The organism is Streptomyces sp. NPDC001848 (assembly GCF_042891915.1).
Lineage (GTDB): Bacteria > Actinomycetota > Actinomycetes > Streptomycetales > Streptomycetaceae > Streptomyces.
This window is the reverse complement of record NZ_JBIATP010000013.1, coordinates 181,825-197,123: the sequence shown is the minus strand read 5'-3', so window position 1 is coordinate 197,123 and position 15,299 is coordinate 181,825. Positions and strand designations below refer to the sequence as shown.

15 protein-coding genes are annotated in these 15,299 nt (G+C 71.6%); 10 read left to right on the top strand and 5 right to left on the bottom strand.

All coding sequences use genetic code 11. From position 1 onward, the window contains the following. Window positions 1-49 precede the first annotated feature (49 nt). A complete protein-coding gene (locus tag ACFYZJ_RS26720; RefSeq protein ID WP_388571948.1) occupies window positions 50-847 on the top strand; it encodes an AraC family transcriptional regulator in 798 nt (265 codons plus the stop codon). Window positions 848-878: 31 nt separating this feature from the next. On the opposite strand, the gene ACFYZJ_RS26715 is transcribed toward ACFYZJ_RS26720, so the two are convergent. The 4 genes from ACFYZJ_RS26715 to phoU form a co-directional block, all read right to left on the bottom strand. Continuing rightward, window positions 879-1,379, bottom strand: a complete 501-nt coding sequence (locus ACFYZJ_RS26715; RefSeq protein ID WP_388571947.1) for a YbjN domain-containing protein — start codon at window positions 1,377-1,379, stop codon at window positions 879-881. Between the two features lie 22 nt (window positions 1,380-1,401). Then, window positions 1,402-2,742 (bottom strand): D-inositol-3-phosphate glycosyltransferase, encoded by a 1,341-nt coding sequence (gene mshA / locus ACFYZJ_RS26710; protein ID WP_388571945.1) that lies wholly within the window; start codon window positions 2,740-2,742, stop codon window positions 1,402-1,404. Between the two features lie 418 nt (window positions 2,743-3,160). Beyond that, entirely contained in the window at window positions 3,161-3,313 is a 153-nt protein-coding gene (locus tag ACFYZJ_RS26705) for a hypothetical protein (RefSeq protein ID WP_388571943.1), read from the bottom strand. Between the two features lie 132 nt (window positions 3,314-3,445). Then, window positions 3,446-4,135, bottom strand: a complete 690-nt coding sequence (phoU, locus tag ACFYZJ_RS26700) for a phosphate signaling complex protein PhoU (RefSeq protein ID WP_388571942.1) — start codon at window positions 4,133-4,135, stop codon at window positions 3,446-3,448. A gap of 250 nt (window positions 4,136-4,385) precedes the next feature. Here phoU and ACFYZJ_RS26695 point away from each other — a divergent pair, with 250 nt between their 5' ends. Both ACFYZJ_RS26695 and ACFYZJ_RS26690 read left to right on the top strand, forming a co-directional pair. Beyond that, a complete protein-coding gene (locus ACFYZJ_RS26695) occupies window positions 4,386-5,657 on the top strand; it encodes a sensor histidine kinase (protein ID WP_388571940.1) in 1,272 nt (423 codons plus the stop codon). Next, the gene (locus ACFYZJ_RS26690; RefSeq protein ID WP_015659563.1) at window positions 5,654-6,334 is read left to right on the top strand and encodes a response regulator transcription factor; all 681 of its coding nucleotides are present in this window, start codon (window positions 5,654-5,656) and stop codon (window positions 6,332-6,334) included. The genes ACFYZJ_RS26695 and ACFYZJ_RS26690 overlap by 4 nt, the downstream gene beginning before the upstream one ends. A 339-nt stretch (window positions 6,335-6,673) precedes the next feature. On the opposite strand, the gene ACFYZJ_RS26685 is transcribed toward ACFYZJ_RS26690, so the two are convergent. Beyond that, window positions 6,674-7,333, bottom strand: coding sequence for a DUF461 domain-containing protein (locus ACFYZJ_RS26685; protein ID WP_388571938.1), 660 nt, complete (start codon window positions 7,331-7,333; stop codon window positions 6,674-6,676). A gap of 659 nt (window positions 7,334-7,992) precedes the next feature. Between ACFYZJ_RS26685 and ACFYZJ_RS26680 the strand changes: the two genes are divergently transcribed. From ACFYZJ_RS26680 to ACFYZJ_RS26650, 7 genes are all read left to right on the top strand, one after another. Further along, window positions 7,993-8,475, top strand: a complete 483-nt coding sequence (locus tag ACFYZJ_RS26680; protein ID WP_003953493.1) for a CarD family transcriptional regulator — start codon at window positions 7,993-7,995, stop codon at window positions 8,473-8,475. Between the two features lie 361 nt (window positions 8,476-8,836). Beyond that, window positions 8,837-9,598, top strand: a complete 762-nt coding sequence (gene ispD / locus ACFYZJ_RS26675) for a 2-C-methyl-D-erythritol 4-phosphate cytidylyltransferase (protein WP_388571937.1) — start codon at window positions 8,837-8,839, stop codon at window positions 9,596-9,598. Continuing rightward, window positions 9,588-10,082 (top strand): 2-C-methyl-D-erythritol 2,4-cyclodiphosphate synthase, encoded by a 495-nt coding sequence (gene ispF / locus ACFYZJ_RS26670; protein ID WP_388571935.1) that lies wholly within the window; start codon window positions 9,588-9,590, stop codon window positions 10,080-10,082. The genes ispD and ispF overlap by 11 nt, the downstream gene beginning before the upstream one ends. 96 nt (window positions 10,083-10,178) lie before the next feature. Next, the gene (locus tag ACFYZJ_RS26665) at window positions 10,179-10,586 is read left to right on the top strand and encodes a PPOX class F420-dependent oxidoreductase (RefSeq protein ID WP_388571934.1); all 408 of its coding nucleotides are present in this window, start codon (window positions 10,179-10,181) and stop codon (window positions 10,584-10,586) included. Between the two features lie 109 nt (window positions 10,587-10,695). Then, window positions 10,696-12,096: a cysteine--tRNA ligase gene (gene cysS / locus ACFYZJ_RS26660; protein WP_388571932.1), complete on the top strand. Its 1,401-nt coding sequence runs from the start codon at window positions 10,696-10,698 to the stop codon at window positions 12,094-12,096. Between the two features lie 118 nt (window positions 12,097-12,214). Beyond that, window positions 12,215-13,153, top strand: coding sequence for a 23S rRNA (guanosine(2251)-2'-O)-methyltransferase RlmB (rlmB, locus tag ACFYZJ_RS26655; RefSeq protein WP_388571930.1), 939 nt, complete (start codon window positions 12,215-12,217; stop codon window positions 13,151-13,153). Between the two features lie 140 nt (window positions 13,154-13,293). Further along, a complete protein-coding gene (locus ACFYZJ_RS26650) occupies window positions 13,294-14,991 on the top strand; it encodes a DoxX family protein (protein WP_388571929.1) in 1,698 nt (565 codons plus the stop codon). Window positions 14,992-15,299 lie beyond the last annotated feature (308 nt).

Here is a 15,299-nt window from a genome sequence, read left to right as displayed (position 1 = left end):
GGGACGAGACTGCCGACCGCCGTGCGACGGCGTCTTGTACGTTCTTTGCATGGCTGAGCAGCGGGAAGTCACCGCCTGGCGCCCCCGGGTCCCGGGCGTCGTGGAGGTCTTCCACGCGCACTTCACCGAGTACGCCTATCCGATGCACGTGCACCAGGCGTGGACGCTGCTGATCGTCGACGACGGTGCCGTACGGTACGACCTGGACCGGCATGAGCACGGCACGCCGCACGACACGGTCTCCCTGCTGCCGCCGCACGTGCCGCACAACGGTTCCCCGGCCACCCCGCACGGCTTCCGCAAACGTGTTCTGTACCTGGACGCGACCCGCCTAGGCGAGGACCTGATCGGGCCGGCCGTGGACGATCCCGATCTGCGCGATCCGGTGCTGCGGCGGCGCGTCGGGCAGCTGCACACCGCGCTCGCCCACCCCGGCGACGAGCTGGAGGCCGAGAGCAGGCTGACGCTCGTCGGGGAGCGGCTGCGCGCCCATCTGCGCCCACGGCGCGCCCCCGGGCCCGTACGCCGGGATCCCCCCGTCGCCCGCCGGCTGCGCGAACTCCTCGACGAACGGCTGCTGGACGGCATCGCCCTCGACGAGGCCGCCCGGCTCGTCCACGCCCATCCCGCCCATCTGGTACGGGCGTTCAGCGGTGCGTACGGCATCGCCCCGCACCAGTACCTGATGTCCCGCCGCGTCGAGCGCGCGCGCCGTCTGCTGCTGGCGGGCCTGAGGCCGGCGGAGGTCGCCGGCGCGACCGGCTTCTACGACCAGGCGCACTTCACACGGCACTTCAGGAAGCTGGTCGGGGTGACTCCCGGTCGCTATCGGGTCAGCTCCCGCTGAGGCTCGTACAGATGAGTTGGCCGCCGGAGGGTCAGTCCTCGGGACGCTGGGTCAGATGGCTGAACGCCTCCAGGTTGCGGGTGGACTCCCCGCGGGACACCCGCCAGGCGTACTCCTTGCGGATCGCGGAGGCGAAACCCAGCTCCAGAAGGGTGTTGAAACTGCCGTCCGCCGCCTCCAGCACCGACCCGAGCAGCCGGTCCACCTCGTCCGGGGTGACCGCGGCCAGCGGCAGCCGGCCGGTGAGATAGATGTCGCCGAGGGGGTCGACGGCGTAACTCACCCCGTACAGCTTGAGGTTGCGCTCCAGCAGCCAGCGGTGCACCGCGGGCTCGTTCTCGTCCGGGTGCCGGATGACGAAGGCGTTGAGGGACAGCGAGTGCCTGCCGACGATCAGTGAGACGGTCGTCGACAGCTTGCGCGTCCCGGGGAGCTTCACGACGTACGAGCCCGGCTGCGGGCTCTCCCATTCCAGTTCGGCGTCCTTCAGGACCCCTTCGATGACCTGTGCGGCCCGCTGCTCATCGGACATGCCCGGCAGCGTACGCGAGTGGTCAGCCGTGGTGGGCGCGCGCCCGGCGGCGGTGGGCCTGCATGGCCTCCGTGTACACCCCGGCCGTAGCGGAGGCCGCCGTGTCCCAGCCGAACGACTGGGCGTGCCGGGCCGCGGCCTCACCCATCCGGCCGCACAGCTGCGGGTCGTCGGCGAAATCGCGCAGTACGCGCGCGTAGGCGGCGGGATCGTGCCCCTCGATCAGGAACCCGGTGTGTCCGTCCCGCACCGCGACCGGCAGTCCGCCGACCGCGGCCGCCAGGACCGGCGTGCCCACCGCCTGCGCCTCGATCGCGACGAGCCCGAAGGACTCGCTGTACGACGGCATGACCAGGACGGACGCGGCGCGGAACCAGTCGGCGAGCTGGTCCTGTCGCACCGGCGGCCGGAAACGGACGACGTCCGCTATGCCCAGCCGGGCGGCGAGCTTCTGCAGACCCTCCGGCTTGGCGAGGCCGCTGCCGCTCGGGCCGCCCACGACGGGCACGACGATGCGGGAGCGCAGCTCGGGGCGCTCGTCGAGGAGCACGGCGACGGCGCGCAGCAGCACGTCGGGCGCCTTGAGGGGCTGTATGCGGCCGGCGAAGAGGGGGACCAGCGCGTCCTGGGGCAGCCCGAGGCGGGCCCGGGCGGCGGCCCGGCCGTCGGCGGGCCGGAAGCGCTCCAGGTTCACCCCCGGGTGGACGACGGCCACCTTGCCGGGGTCGGCGGCGTAGTGGTGTACGAGTTCGTCGGCCTCTTCGGCGGTGTTGGCGATGAGCCGGTCGGCGGCGGCCACGATCTGCGTCTCGCCGATGACCCGGGCGGCGGGCTCGGGGGTGTCGCCCTCGGCGAGGTTGGCGTTCTTGACCTTCGCCATGGTGTGCATGGCGTGCACCAGGGGCACGCCCCAGCGCTGGGCAGCGAGCCAGCCGACGTGGCCGGAGAGCCAGTAGTGGGAGTGCACCAGGTCGTAGTAGCCGGGGCGGTGGCCGGCCCACGCCTGCATCACGCCGTGCGTGAAGGCGCACAGCTGAGCCGGGAGGTCCTCCTTGGCGAGGCCCTCGTACGGTCCGGCGTCGACGTGCCGGACGAGCACGCCGGGGGCGAGCTGGACGGCCGGGGGGAGAGCGGCCGTGGTGGCCCGGGTGAAGATCTCGACCTCGATGCCCTGGGCGGCGAGCCGCTGGGCCAGCTCCACGATGTAGACGTTCATGCCGCCGGCGTCGCCCGTGCCGGGCTGGTGCAGCGGTGAGGTGTGCACGGAGAGCATGGCCACACGGCGGGGCCTGCGGTGCGTCAGCCGGAGCCGCGCGGTGGTCGCCGGGGAGCGACGCCCGAGCCTGGTGACGTACTGGCTCACGTGGCGTTCCTCCTTGCTGCGGTCATGCCTGTGCGGACGGCGCGGAACACCCTCCAAGAGGTCGAACGCCGTGCGGGTGCGCACCATTTCCCGCGGAGGCTGTTTTACTCAATCGTTGCCATGGGTCGGTCAACCGTTCGAGGGGGGCCCGGGTGCTCGCGGGCACTCCGCGCACATCAGGCACATGATCGTGGGCATCCCGGGGATCCCAGGCACATGATCGTGGGCATCCCCGGGACCCCAGGCACATGATCGTGGGCATCCCGGGGACCCCAAGCGCATAAACAGGCACTTAACCGCGGGCCCAGGCACATAAGCAGGCGCATAAAGGAGCCCCAGGCACATAAAGGGGCCCCGGCAGCGCGCCGGGGCCCCTTGTCGTAGCTCTCCGTCTTCCGTTGTCGTTCGCGATGAGCCGTCAGCCGCACTGGCAGGGTGCGCCCGACTGGCACCCGCACCCGCAGCCGGAGCCGCAGCCGCACGCGCCGACCAACGGCAGGCTCTTGATCTCGGCGGGCTGCTGGGTCTCGCGCTCCTGCGTGGGGTCGGGCGTGCTCGGGGTCTCGGCCATGGGTCCCTCCTCGAAGGATGTCGAGACTGGTGCCTCCGCCCATTGCATGCCCGCTGGGCCGGGCGCATCAACGGCGCACGGAGGCTCGTACGCGCTCGGCCGGCCTTCTCCAGGCCCCTTGCGGGCTCCCCGTCACGCGCCCTCGACGCCCGTCACCGGCTGGATGTCCTGCTGGATGTCGTCCGCGTGCTCACCCGTCACCAGGTACACCACCCGCTTGGCCACCGCGACCGCGTGGTCGGCGTAGCGCTCGTAGTAGCGGCCCAGCAGGGTCACGTCCACGGCGGTCTCGATGCCGTGCTTCCAGCGGTCGTCGATCAGGTGCTGGAAGAGGGTGCGGTGCAGCAGGTCCATCTCGTCGTCGTCCTGCTCCATCTGCAGCGCCAGGTCGACGTCCTTGGTGACGAGCACCTCGGCCGCCTTGGCCATCAGGCGCTGGGCGAGCTGGCCCATCTCCAGGATGGTCGCGTGCAGGTCGTGCGGCACCGCGCGCTCGGGGAAGCGCAGCCGGGCCAGCTTCGCGACGTGCTGGGCGAGGTCGCCCGAGCGCTCGAGGTCCGCGCTCATCCTCAGCGACGTCACGACGATGCGCAGGTCCGTCGCCACCGGCTGCTGGCGGGCGAGGAGCGCTATGGCGCGTGCCTCCAGGTCGTGCTGGAGGTCGTCGATCTTCTTGTCGGCCTCGATCACGGCCTCCGCCAGTTTCAGGTCGGCGTCGAGGATGGCCGTCGTGGCTCGCCCGATCGCCGACCCGACCAGCCGGGCCATCTCGACCAGGCTGTCACCGATCGAGTCAAGTTCCTCGTGGTACGCGTCCCGCATCTGGGTGTCCCTCTCTTACGTCTGCTCCGGGGCCGGGGGCCGGGGGCCGAGGCCCGACGTGACCATGGCGAAAACATGGCGGTCACGGCGCCCTACGCACCCCACGCTCCCACGTTCCGACCCGAACGCGACCGTTTCCGCCACCCCAAATGAACCAGTACTGGCTCCCAGGTGAACTCTGGGCGACGAGTGTTCGAGGTCCCACTCCGATGGCTGTGGGCAGGCGCGGGGACCTGCCTAATCTGGACGCATGGACGTGAACGCGGCGGTCGCCGCAGCGGCAGCGATCGCCGGGGTGCTCACCGGTGTCATCGCCATGCTGGCGTTCCGCTGGAGCGAGCGCGACCAGAAGCGCCCCACCCGCACTTCCCTGCACACCGACCCCGTGCTGCCGCCGGGCGTGGACACGGTGCTGTCCGTGCTGCGCTCCTCGGCCGTCGTCCTCGACGAGGGCGACGCCGTCGTCAAGGCCAGCTCGGCGGCCTACGCGCTCGGACTCGTGCGCGGCGGCAGGCTCTCCGTCGAGCCGATGCTCCAGATGGCACGTGACACCCGGCGCGACGGCGAGATACGCCAGGTCGAGCTGGACCTGCCGCGGCGCGGCACCGGACGCGGGGAGGCGCTCGCCGTCTCCGCGCGCGTGGCACCGCTCGGCTCCCGGCTGGTCCTGCTGCTCGTCGAGGACCTCACCGAAGCCCGCCGGATAGAGGCGGTGCGCCGCGACTTCGTGGCGAACGTCAGTCATGAGCTGAAGACGCCGGTGGGCGCCCTGTCGCTGCTGTCCGAGGCCGTGATGGACGCCTCCGACGACCCGGAGGCCGTGCAGCGCTTCGCGGGCCGGATGCAGATCGAGGCGACCCGCCTGACCAACCTCGTGCAGGAGCTCATCGACCTCTCCCGGGTGCAGAACGACGACCCGCTGGAGGACGCCGAGCCCGTGCGCGTGGACGAACTGGTCGCCGAGGCCATCGACCGCTGCCGGCACGCGGCCACCACCAAGCAGATCACCATGGCCGCCGGAGGCACCGCGGAACTGCACGTGTGGGGCAACCGCGGGCAGCTCGCCGCCGCCCTCGGCAACCTCGTGGAGAACGCCGTCAACTACTCGCCCGCCCGCACCCGCGTCGGCATCGCCGCCCGCCGGGTGTCCGCGCCCGGCGGCGACCTGATCGAGATCGCCGTGACCGACCAGGGCATCGGCATCTCCGAGAAGGACAAGGAGCGCATCTTCGAGCGCTTCTACCGCGTCGACCCGGCCCGCTCCCGTGCCACGGGCGGCACGGGCCTCGGCCTCGCGATCGTCAAGCATGTGGCCGCCTCGCACGGCGGGGAGGTCACGGTGTGGAGCTCCGAGGGCCAGGGCTCCACCTTCACCCTGCGGCTGCCGGAGGCGGGTGTGGCCCGCGACCGTGCGACCGACCATCCGGCCGACCTCGAAGACGAGGACGGCCCGCCCGACGGGACGACCCCCACCGTCTCATCCCCGTACGAACCGCTTCCCGCCCCGGAGGTCCTTCCGTGACCCGAGTGCTCGTCGTCGAGGACGAGGAGTCCTTCTCCGACGCCCTGTCGTACATGCTCCGCAAGGAGGGCTTCGAGGTCGCCGTCGCGACCACCGGGCCCGACGGACTCGACGAGTTCGAGCGCAACGGCGCCGACCTCGTCCTCCTCGACCTGATGCTGCCGGGGCTGCCCGGCACGGAGGTGTGCCGCCAGCTGCGCGGCCGCTCCAACGTCCCCGTCATCATGGTGACCGCCAAGGACAGCGAGATCGACAAGGTCGTCGGGCTTGAGATAGGGGCCGACGACTACGTCACCAAGCCGTTCTCCTCGCGGGAACTGGTCGCCCGGATCCGGGCCGTGCTGCGCCGCCGCGGCGAGCCGGAGGAGGTGACGCCGGCCGCGCTGGAGGCCGGTCCGGTGCGGATGGACGTCGACCGGCACGTGGTCACGGTCTCCGGGTCGAAGGTCGACCTGCCGCTGAAGGAGTTCGACCTGCTGGAGATGCTGCTGCGCAACGCGGGCCGCGTGCTGACCCGTATGCAGCTCATCGACCGGGTCTGGGGCGCGGACTACGTGGGCGACACCAAGACCCTCGACGTCCACGTCAAGCGCCTGCGCGCCAAGATCGAACCGGACCCGGGCGCGCCGCGCTACCTGGTGACGGTCCGCGGCCTCGGCTACAAGTTCGAGCCGTAAGCCATAAGCCATGAGGCGCACGAGCGGGTGATGAGCCGCAGCCCGCAGCCCGCAGCCCGCAACCCATGAGCCGGGACGGACGGCACGCGCGCGTACCGGCTCGACTCGGTGCGAGCCGGGCCGGGCCGGGTGGCCGACGACGCGTCGTCGCACGCATCGCACGCATCGCAGGCATCGCACAACGAAGGGCGGTACTCCTCGGGGAGTGCCGCCTTTCGTGCGCGTGGGCGCCCGCCGCCCCGGCGAGAGGATCGGCCGCGCCCACCCCCGCGTGGACCCTACGGCGGAGGGCGGCGCCCCCAACGGGGTACCGCCCTCGTGTCCGTGCCCGGGAGTCCGTCAGTGGCTCGGGGACTTCGACGACGTCGCCGACGCGGTTGCCTTGGCGCCCGCGGCCGGGGAACCCTGCACCGACGTCGACGGCTTGGGGGAGCCCGGCTTCGAGGTGGACGGGGACGCGGAGCTGGTGGCCGACGGCGACGGGATGTTGCTCGGGCCCCACTTGCTGAAGTAGCTCTCGGCCGGGACCACGAACGCCCGCAGGCTCACGTCCCCGGCCTCGCTGAAGCTGAACGTGATCTTCTGCGCGTTGCCGTCCTGCACGGCCTCCCGGCTGCTCGGCAGCACCGCGGAGGCGTTGCCCTGGCCGCCGATCACGACGGAGCCGCCGGCCGGGATGGTCAGGCTGCCCTTGCCCGAGGCGGGGCTGAGCTGGGCGGTCTTGCCGGTGCCGGCGACCGTGATGGAGTCCAGCGTCTGGTCCGTGCGGCCGGTGTTGAAGATGGTCGCGGAGATCACGGCGGGCCCGGTGGACCCCGGGTCGGGCTGGGTGATGACGAGCGCGTTCTGGATCTTGATGTTTCCGACGCTGGTCGCCGCGTTGTCCGGCTTGACCTGGAGCGTCTGGCTGTCGTTGCCGGCGCCGCATGCGGCGAGCGAGGCGATCGAGAACGCGATGGCGGCGGCGGCGAGGGCGCCGCGTCGAAGGCTGCTGCTCACGGCGGCGGCAACTCCTTGACTCGAGCGAGGCGACTTGTAAAGCCGCGCTATGTGTCTGTCAGCGGCCTTAGGTTACCGAGCCGCTCCCGGGCCACCGCACCCGACCCTCCCCAAGCCGGGCACTTCGCTTCCGCGGGCCCGGCACGCCGGCCGGTGGCGCACACCGCCGCCGGGACGACACGCTTCCTTCACCCCATCCCCCTCTGCCGGCCCTTCTGCCACTTTGACCTGCTCCTGGTTCAGCATTCACATAAGCGTCTCCTCGCCCGCCCCGGGGATTTCCCGTAAGGAATGCGAGGGGGGTGCCGGAAATCGATCACCGGGACAACAAGCGCGCCTCGCCGGAGCCCTTGATCAATTCCGGATTCGTCTCGTACCCGCCTCCGCACACCGAACGGAGTAGCGGAAGTCGATCACTTGAGAGTGGACATAAGTGGACGTTCCGGGCGTGCTCGAAGCCCTCCGACGTGTGTGACGCCCGGGTTTCGCCCCGCCCGTACAGCCGCTCCGACCTGCGAATACCCTCTCCCCCTCCCCCCTCGAAGCACGTTCCGGTCGCGCTTGTCAAGCCCCGAGATATGCCCTGACCTGCGAAAACGCCATTCAGAAGACGCGGTTTCCGTGTTACCCTGGATAGCCACGGAAGGGGTACCTGTCACATGACGTTCAAGGTTGGCGACACCGTGGTCTATCCCCATCACGGGGCCGCGCTGATCGAGGCCATCGAAACTCGCCAGATCAAAGGCGTGGACAAGACCTACTTGGTGCTGAAGGTCGCCCAGGGCGACCTGACGGTGCGTGTGCCAGCGGACAATGCGGAGTTCGTCGGCGTGCGTGATGTGGTCGGTCAGGACGGGCTGGACCGGGTCTTCGAGGTGCTGCGCGCGCCGTACGCCGAGGAGCCCACGAACTGGTCCCGTCGCTACAAGGCAAATCTGGAGAAGCTCGCCTCCGGCGACGTCATCAAGGTCGCGGAAGTCGTGCGCGACCTGTGGCGCCGCGAGCGTGAGCGCGGACTCTCCGCCGGTGAGAAGCGGATGCTCGCCAAGGCCCGGCAGATCCTGGTGAGCGAGCTCGCCCTCGCGGAGAACACGAACGAGGACAAGGCCGAGGCCCTGCTCGACGAGGTCCTCGCGTCCTGACACCCGCCACGGCCCGCTCGGCTCCCGGCCAGGAGCACGGCGGACCGACCGGCGCACAGCACACACGCGATGCCGCGGTGCCCGATGACGCAGTAGATGTCGCCGGGCGCTGCGGCATGTTCGTACCCGTCACTTCCCGACGGACCCGCCGTGACGCCACGGCCGGAACCTCAGGTGCGACAGCCGGAACGTGAAAACCCTGCCCGGACCCCTGTGCCTTCGAAAGACCCCCGATACTTGGCGTGCCGGGCCCGGGCAGTCGGCTCGACCAGAAGTCACGGAAGGGTCCGGTCAAGGCGTCGCGCCCGGCACGGTGTGGCCATACCCATCCCGGCCGAGCACACAAACCTGACAGGAACCGATGTCTGACGATTCGCGCCCTTCGACCACCGAGCCCCCCGCCGTCCGCACCGCCGCCGTGATTCCGGCCGCAGGCCGCGGCGTACGCCTCGGCCCGGGCGCCCCCAAGGCGCTCCGTGCCCTCGGTGGCGTTCCCATGCTCATCCACGCCGTGCGCGCGATGGCGGCGTCCCGTGCGGTCTCGCTCGTCATCGTCGTGGCCCCGCCCGACGGTGCCGCCGAGGTCAAGTCGCTGCTCGACGCGCACGCGCTGCCGGAGAGAACGGACTTCCTGGTCGTACCCGGCGGCGAGACGCGCCAGGAGTCCGTGCGACTCGGCCTCGACGCGCTGCCGCCCGAGTACGGGATCGTCCTGGTCCACGACGCGGCACGCCCGCTGGTGCCGGTGGACACGGTGGACGCGGTGATCGAGGCGGTACGGGACGGCGCGCCGGCCGTCGTCCCCGCGCTGCCGCTCGCCGACACGGTGAAGGAGGTCCAGCCGGCCGCCACGCCCGGCGAACCGGAACCGGTTGTCGCCACCCCGGACCGGGCCCGGCTGCGCGCGGTGCAGACCCCGCAGGGCTTCGACCGCGCGACGCTGATCCGCGCCCACGAGACGGTCACGGACGACGTCACGGACGACGCGAGCATGGTGGAGCAACTCGGGCTGCCGGTCGTCGTGGTGCCCGGCCACGAGGAGGCCTTCAAGGTCACGCGCCCCCTGGACCTGGTGCTCGCGGAGGCGGTCCTGACGCGCAGGAGGCTCACCGATGGCTTCTGAGGCGCCGCTGCTGCCCCAGGTCGGCATCGGCACCGACATCCACGCCTTCGAGGAGGGGCGCGAGCTGTGGTGCGCGGGCCTGAAATGGGAGGGCGAGGGGCCCGGCCTCGCGGGCCACTCCGACGCGGACGTGGTCGCGCACGCCGCGTGCAACGCGCTCTTCTCGGCGGCCGGCCTCGGCGACCTGGGGCAGCACTTCGGCACCGGGCGGCCCGAGTGGTCGGGGGCGTCCGGAGTCACGCTGCTCACGGAGGCGGCACGGATCGTGCGCGAGGCGGGGTTCCGGATCGGGAACATCGCCGTGCAGGTCGTCGGGGACCACCCGAAGATCGGCAAACGCCGCGACGAGGCGCAGAAGATCCTCTCGGAGGCGGCGGGCGCACCGGTCTCGGTCTCCGGCGCGACGACGGACGGCCTCGGCTTCCCCGGCCGCGGCGAGGGCCTGATGGCGGTGGCGACCGCACTGGTGGTGCGGGTGTCCTGAGCACGGGCCGGTCACTCGTGGTGCGCGTGTGCCGAGAGCGTGCGAGGGTACCGGCAGAGTGACCAGCAACACATGACCGAGGTCCCGGAGGCACCCATGCCGACCGCCGTACTGTCCGACCGCCTCAAGAGCCTGCTCGACGGCCCCGTCTTCATCGTCGTCGGCACGATCCAGCCCGACGGCAGCCCGCAACTGTCGCCCGTGTGGGTCAAGCGGGACGGCGACGACATCCTCTTCTCCACGACGGTCGACCGCCGCAAGAAGCGGAACCTGGACCGCGACCCCCGGGTGAGCGTGGTGGTCCTGAACCCGGACGCGCCGTACGAGTACGCGGAGATCCGTGGCACCGCGGAGCTGAGCACGGAAGGCGCCCGGGAACTGATCGACGAACTGTCGCTGAAGTACACGGGGAAGAAGTACGCCGAGTTCAACCCCGCGTCGGCGCAGGACGCGGACCGAGTGGTGGTACGGGTGGTGCCGCGGAAGGTGGCGGGGCGGCTCTGAGGCGAGGCGGACCGGGCGTTCCGAGGTGGGGCAGGCCGCCCGCATGATCGGGTGACGGTCTTGGTGGGCTGGGCGCCGGACACCGGCCCCGGCCCACTACTCTGGACTCGTGACTATTCGCCTGTACGACACCAGCGCCCGGCAGATCCGTGACTTCATCCCGCTCAAGCCGGGTTGTGTCTCGATCTACCTGTGTGGCGCCACCGTGCAGGCCGCACCGCACATCGGGCACATCCGCTCGGGCCTCAACTTCGACATCATGCGCCGGTGGTTCGAGTACCGCGGGTACCAGGTGACCTTCGTCAGGAACGTCACCGACATCGACGACAAGATCATCGCGAAGTCCGCGGACCAGGGCCGTCCCTGGTGGGCCATCGGGTACGAGAACGAGCGCGCCTTCGACGACGGGTACACCGTGCTCGGGTGCCTGCCGCCGACGTACGAGCCGCGCGCCACCGGCCACATCACCGAGATGGTCGAGATGATGCGCGGACTCATCGAGCGCGGGCACGCCTACGAGGCCGACGGCAACGTCTACTTCGATGTGCGCTCCTTCCCGGACTACCTCCAGCTCTCCAACCAGGAGCTGGAGAACCTCCAGCAGCCCTCCGGCGCCGGGGAGACCGGCAAGCGGGACCCGCGCGACTTCGCCATGTGGAAGGCGGAGAAGCCGGGGGAGCCGAGCTGGGAGACGCCGTGGGGACGCGGCCGCCCCGGCTGGCACCTGGAGTGCTCCGCCATGGCGCACAAGTACCTGGGCCCCGCCTTCGACATCCACGGCGGCGGTCTCGACCTGATCTTCCCGCACCACGAGAACGAGATCGCGCAGGCCAAGGCCTTCGGCGACGAGTTCGCCCGGTACTGGGTGCACAACGCCTGGGTCACCATGAGCGGCGAGAAGATGTCGAAGTCCCTGGGGAACTCGGTGCTCGTCTCCGAGATGGTCAAGCAGTGGCGCCCCATCGTGCTGCGCTACTACCTCGGCACCCCGCACTACCGCTCGATGATCGAGTACAGCGAGGAGGCCCTGCGCGAGGCCGAATCCGCGTTCGCGCGCATCGAGGGTTTCGTGCAGCGCGTCGTCGAGAAGGCCGGCGGTGCCGTCGAGCCGGCCGCCGAGGTGCCGCCCGCCTTCGCCGAGGCCATGGACGACGACCTGGGCGTGCCGCAGGCGCTCGCCGTCGTGCACACCACCGTCCGCCAGGGCAACAGCGCACTTGCGGCCGACGACAAGGAGGCCGCTGTGGCCCGGCTCGCCGAGGTCCGCGCCATGCTCGGCGTCCTCGGCCTCGACCCGCTCGATCCGCAGTGGGTCGGCGAGGGCGACCGCGGCGAAGACCTGCACGGTGTCGTCGACTCGTTGGTGGGCATGGTGCTCCAGCAGCGGGAGGCGGCCCGCGCCCGCAAGGACTGGGCCACCGCGGACGCCATCCGCGACCAGCTCAACCAGTCCGGGCTGGTCATCGAGGACAGCCCGCAGGGCCCGCGCTGGACGCTCGGCCCGCGCTGAGCCCACCACCGATCCGATGATCGATTGTGCCGCCCGGCCCCCCGGGCGGCACACTGCATAGACGTAAGAGACGTACTGGACGTACGTACGAACGCACGCTTCAACAGACAGGTAGGTCATGGCCGCGAACAACCGCCGCATGTCCGGCAAGAAGGGCGCGCAGGTCGGCAGCGGAGGCAAGCGGCGCCGGGGCCTGGAGGGCAAGGGCCCGACTCCGCCCGCCGAGATGCGCAAGGGACACGCCAAGCAGCGCGCCGCACAGGCGAAGACGCGCCGGGCGCAGGGGCGCCCCCAGCGTCGTACGGGCGGGAAGTCCTCGTCCGAGCTGGTCGTCGGGCGCAACCCGGTCGTCGAGGCGCTGCGCGAGGGCGTGCCCGCGTCCACGCTCTACGTCCAGCAGTTCATCGACAACGACGAGCGCGTGCGCGAGGCGCTGCAGCTGGCGGCCGAGCGCGGCGGCATCAACCTCATGGAGGCGCCGCGCCCCGAGCTGGACCGGATGACGAACGGGCTCAACCACCAGGGCCTCGTCCTCCAGGTCCCGCCGTACGAGTACGCGCACCCGGAGGACCTCGCCGACGCCGCGTACGACGAGGACGAGGATCCGCTGATCGTCGCGCTCGACGGGGTCACCGACCCGCGGAACCTGGGCGCCGTCGTCCGTTCCGTCTCCGCCTTCGGCGGGCACGGGGTCGTCGTCCCCGAGCGGCGCGCGGCCGGCATGACCGCCGGCGCGTGGAAGACGTCCGCCGGTACGGCCGCCCGTACTCCGGTCGCGCGCGCCACCAACCTGACCCGCGCCCTGGAGGCGTACAAGAAGGCCGGCATCACGGTCGTCGGGCTCGCGGCCGACGGCGATGTCGAACTCGGGGAACTCGACGCCCTGGAAGGACCGGTCGTCATCGTCGTCGGCAGCGAGGGCAAGGGGCTGTCGCGGCTGGTCGGCGAGACCTGCGACCTGCGGGTGCGGATCCCGATGCCGGGCGGCGCCGAGTCGCTCAACGCCGGTGTGGCGGCGGGGATCGTGCTGTACGAGGCGGCCCGCCGACGCGCGTGACACCGACGGGCCGGAGGATGCGGATGGATGTTCGCATCCTCGCCCGTACGGGGGAATTCGGTCGTACAGGGCGAGCTTGACGGGGTCCGGACAGATCCGCGGAGTCAAAGCAGTGTCCTAACCACACGTCACTCGGTTAGATGAGTGTGGAGACCAGAACACGCCGCACACCCACGGGGGACCGGTCGTCCGGGTTCGACGACACTCCCGCGCTGAGCATGGTGAAGGTGCCGAGCGACCCGGCGCAGGTCATCGTCAATCATGCGAGTTTCCGCGTGCAGTTGGGTGCGTCGGCGCGCCGCGCCCAGTCCCTGCGGGTCGCCCGGCAGATGGGTGGCGCACAGGACGTCGCGCGCATGCCCGCCACCGGTACGGCGGCGCGGGCCGGTCGCCGCCGGCCCGTCGTCTGGAGCGGGAGGTCGGCGCCCGACGACACCGGCGCGCACCGGCTGCTGCAGGCCGTGCGTTCGAGCGTCACGCACGGCGAGGAGGCCGGCGGCGACCCGGGCGCCACCCAGGTCATCCCGCGCGTCGGGGTGGACGGCCTGGCGGGGACCGGCGGCTACGACGACCATCTGACCGCACAGACGCTTCCGACGCCGGTCGTCGGCGCCCAGCGCGGTCCGCTGGGCGGGGAGACCCGGCTGCTGCCGTCGATGCGGACCGTGGGGGGCGCGTACGACGACATCCCGTACGGGGAACACGTCCACGGCGAACCGCCTTACGGGGAACGGCCGCACGAGGACGGCGAGTTCGCGGACGCGGCACACATCGAGGAACTGGAACACGGGCCGCGGAGCAGGCGGCACGGCGGCGACCACGTACGGCACGCCTACTACCCCGGGCGCCGGATGAACCTCGGCGTGGTGCTGCTGCCGTTGCGCATCTTCCTCGGTTCCGTCTCCGCCTACGCCGGCATGGGCAAACTGTGCGACCCCGTCTACTTCGACGGCGGCAAGCGGGGCACCATGGTCACCTGGCTCAACAGCCTGCACCCCTGGCAAGTTGCCGAACCGCTCCGGGAGTTCGCGCTCCAGCACCCCGTCGGCACGGGCCTGGTCATCGCCTTCCTCCAGGTGATCGTGGGCGTGCTGACCGTCCTCGGGCTGTGGCAGCGCGTCGCGGCCGCGGCCGGGGCGCTGCTGTCGGCGGCGCTGATCGTGACGGTGAGCTGGCGGACCACTCCCACATACGACGCGCCCGACATCATCTACCTCGCCGCCTGGTCGCCACTGATCATCGCGGGGGCGCCGGTGTACTCCGTGGACGGCCGCCTCGCGGGCAGCGCGTGGCGCCGGCTCGGGCCGCGGGCGGGTATCTGGGAGCTGCGGCAGTACGTGCTGCGCCGGGGCGCGGTGGTGACCGGGCTGGTGACCGGGGTGACGCTGCTGGTCGGCTCGCTGCTCGGCGGGGCGGTGCGGGACGCGGACCGCGTGGTCGTGCCCGGTCCCGGAGAGGCACCGCGCAATGAACTGCCGGGTTCCCCGCTGCCCGAGACCTCGGGTGCGCGGCAGCACAAGGCGAGCCCCTCGGCCTCGCAGCCGCCGACCACCCGGGGCACGACGTCGTCGCCGTCGAGCACGGCCAGGACGCCGACCACTGCGGGCGCGACCGGCTCGGTCACGGGCGGGCAGCCGAGCCAGACCCAGGGCAGCGTGGGCCAGGCCCCACCCCGCCACTCGTCCCCCTCCGGGCACGCGCCCAGCACCAGCGCGGGCCCCTCCTCATCGGGCGGCACGGGCTCAGCAGGCCCCACGGGCGGCTCATCGGGCGGCACAGGAGGCGGCGGCAGCGGCTCGGGAGGCTCGGACCACTTGGTGGGCGGGCTGCTGGGGTAGCGCGACGGTGGTCATACAGGGGGCCCGCACATGGCGTGCGGGCCCTTTGTGTGAGAGGCGGGGGTGGCTGCTCTGGAGTCCGGCCACTTCACCGCCGACCCTTCGACACGTCCACGTCGCGGGCCGCTGTCCGCCTGGGCGGGGCCTGGCGGGTGTATGTCCGGCCAGAGCGAGCCTTTGGGTGCGTCCGGGCCGGTGCGGCTTCTGACGGGTGGTACGAGGCGGGTGGTACCTGACGGAGCGAGCCCCTGCCGGATGTGGCCCCGGCACCCGTCCGGGCCGGGGCGGCTGTCTGGCGGGTGGTACGA

Bases quoted from the DNA above. Each gene is read 5' to 3' on its own strand.
- ACFYZJ_RS26720 (WP_388571948.1), top strand. From the start codon at position 50: ATGGCTGAGCAGCGGGAAGTCACCGCCTGGCGCCCCCGGGTCCCGGGC.
- ACFYZJ_RS26715 (WP_388571947.1), bottom strand. From the start codon at position 1,379: ATGTCCGATGAGCAGCGGGCCGCACAGGTCATCGAAGGGGTCCTGAAG.
- ACFYZJ_RS26705 (WP_388571943.1), bottom strand. From the start codon at position 3,313: ATGGCCGAGACCCCGAGCACGCCCGACCCCACGCAGGAGCGCGAGACC.
- phoU (WP_388571942.1), bottom strand. From the start codon at position 4,135: ATGCGGGACGCGTACCACGAGGAACTTGACTCGATCGGTGACAGCCTG.
- ACFYZJ_RS26695 (WP_388571940.1), top strand. From the start codon at position 4,386: ATGGACGTGAACGCGGCGGTCGCCGCAGCGGCAGCGATCGCCGGGGTG.
- ACFYZJ_RS26680 (WP_003953493.1), top strand. From the start codon at position 7,993: ATGACGTTCAAGGTTGGCGACACCGTGGTCTATCCCCATCACGGGGCC.
- ispD (WP_388571937.1), top strand. From the start codon at position 8,837: ATGTCTGACGATTCGCGCCCTTCGACCACCGAGCCCCCCGCCGTCCGC.
- ispF (WP_388571935.1), top strand. From the start codon at position 9,588: ATGGCTTCTGAGGCGCCGCTGCTGCCCCAGGTCGGCATCGGCACCGAC.
- ACFYZJ_RS26665 (WP_388571934.1), top strand. From the start codon at position 10,179: ATGCCGACCGCCGTACTGTCCGACCGCCTCAAGAGCCTGCTCGACGGC.
- rlmB (WP_388571930.1), top strand. From the start codon at position 12,215: ATGGCCGCGAACAACCGCCGCATGTCCGGCAAGAAGGGCGCGCAGGTC.
- ACFYZJ_RS26650 (WP_388571929.1), top strand. From the start codon at position 13,294: ATGAGTGTGGAGACCAGAACACGCCGCACACCCACGGGGGACCGGTCG.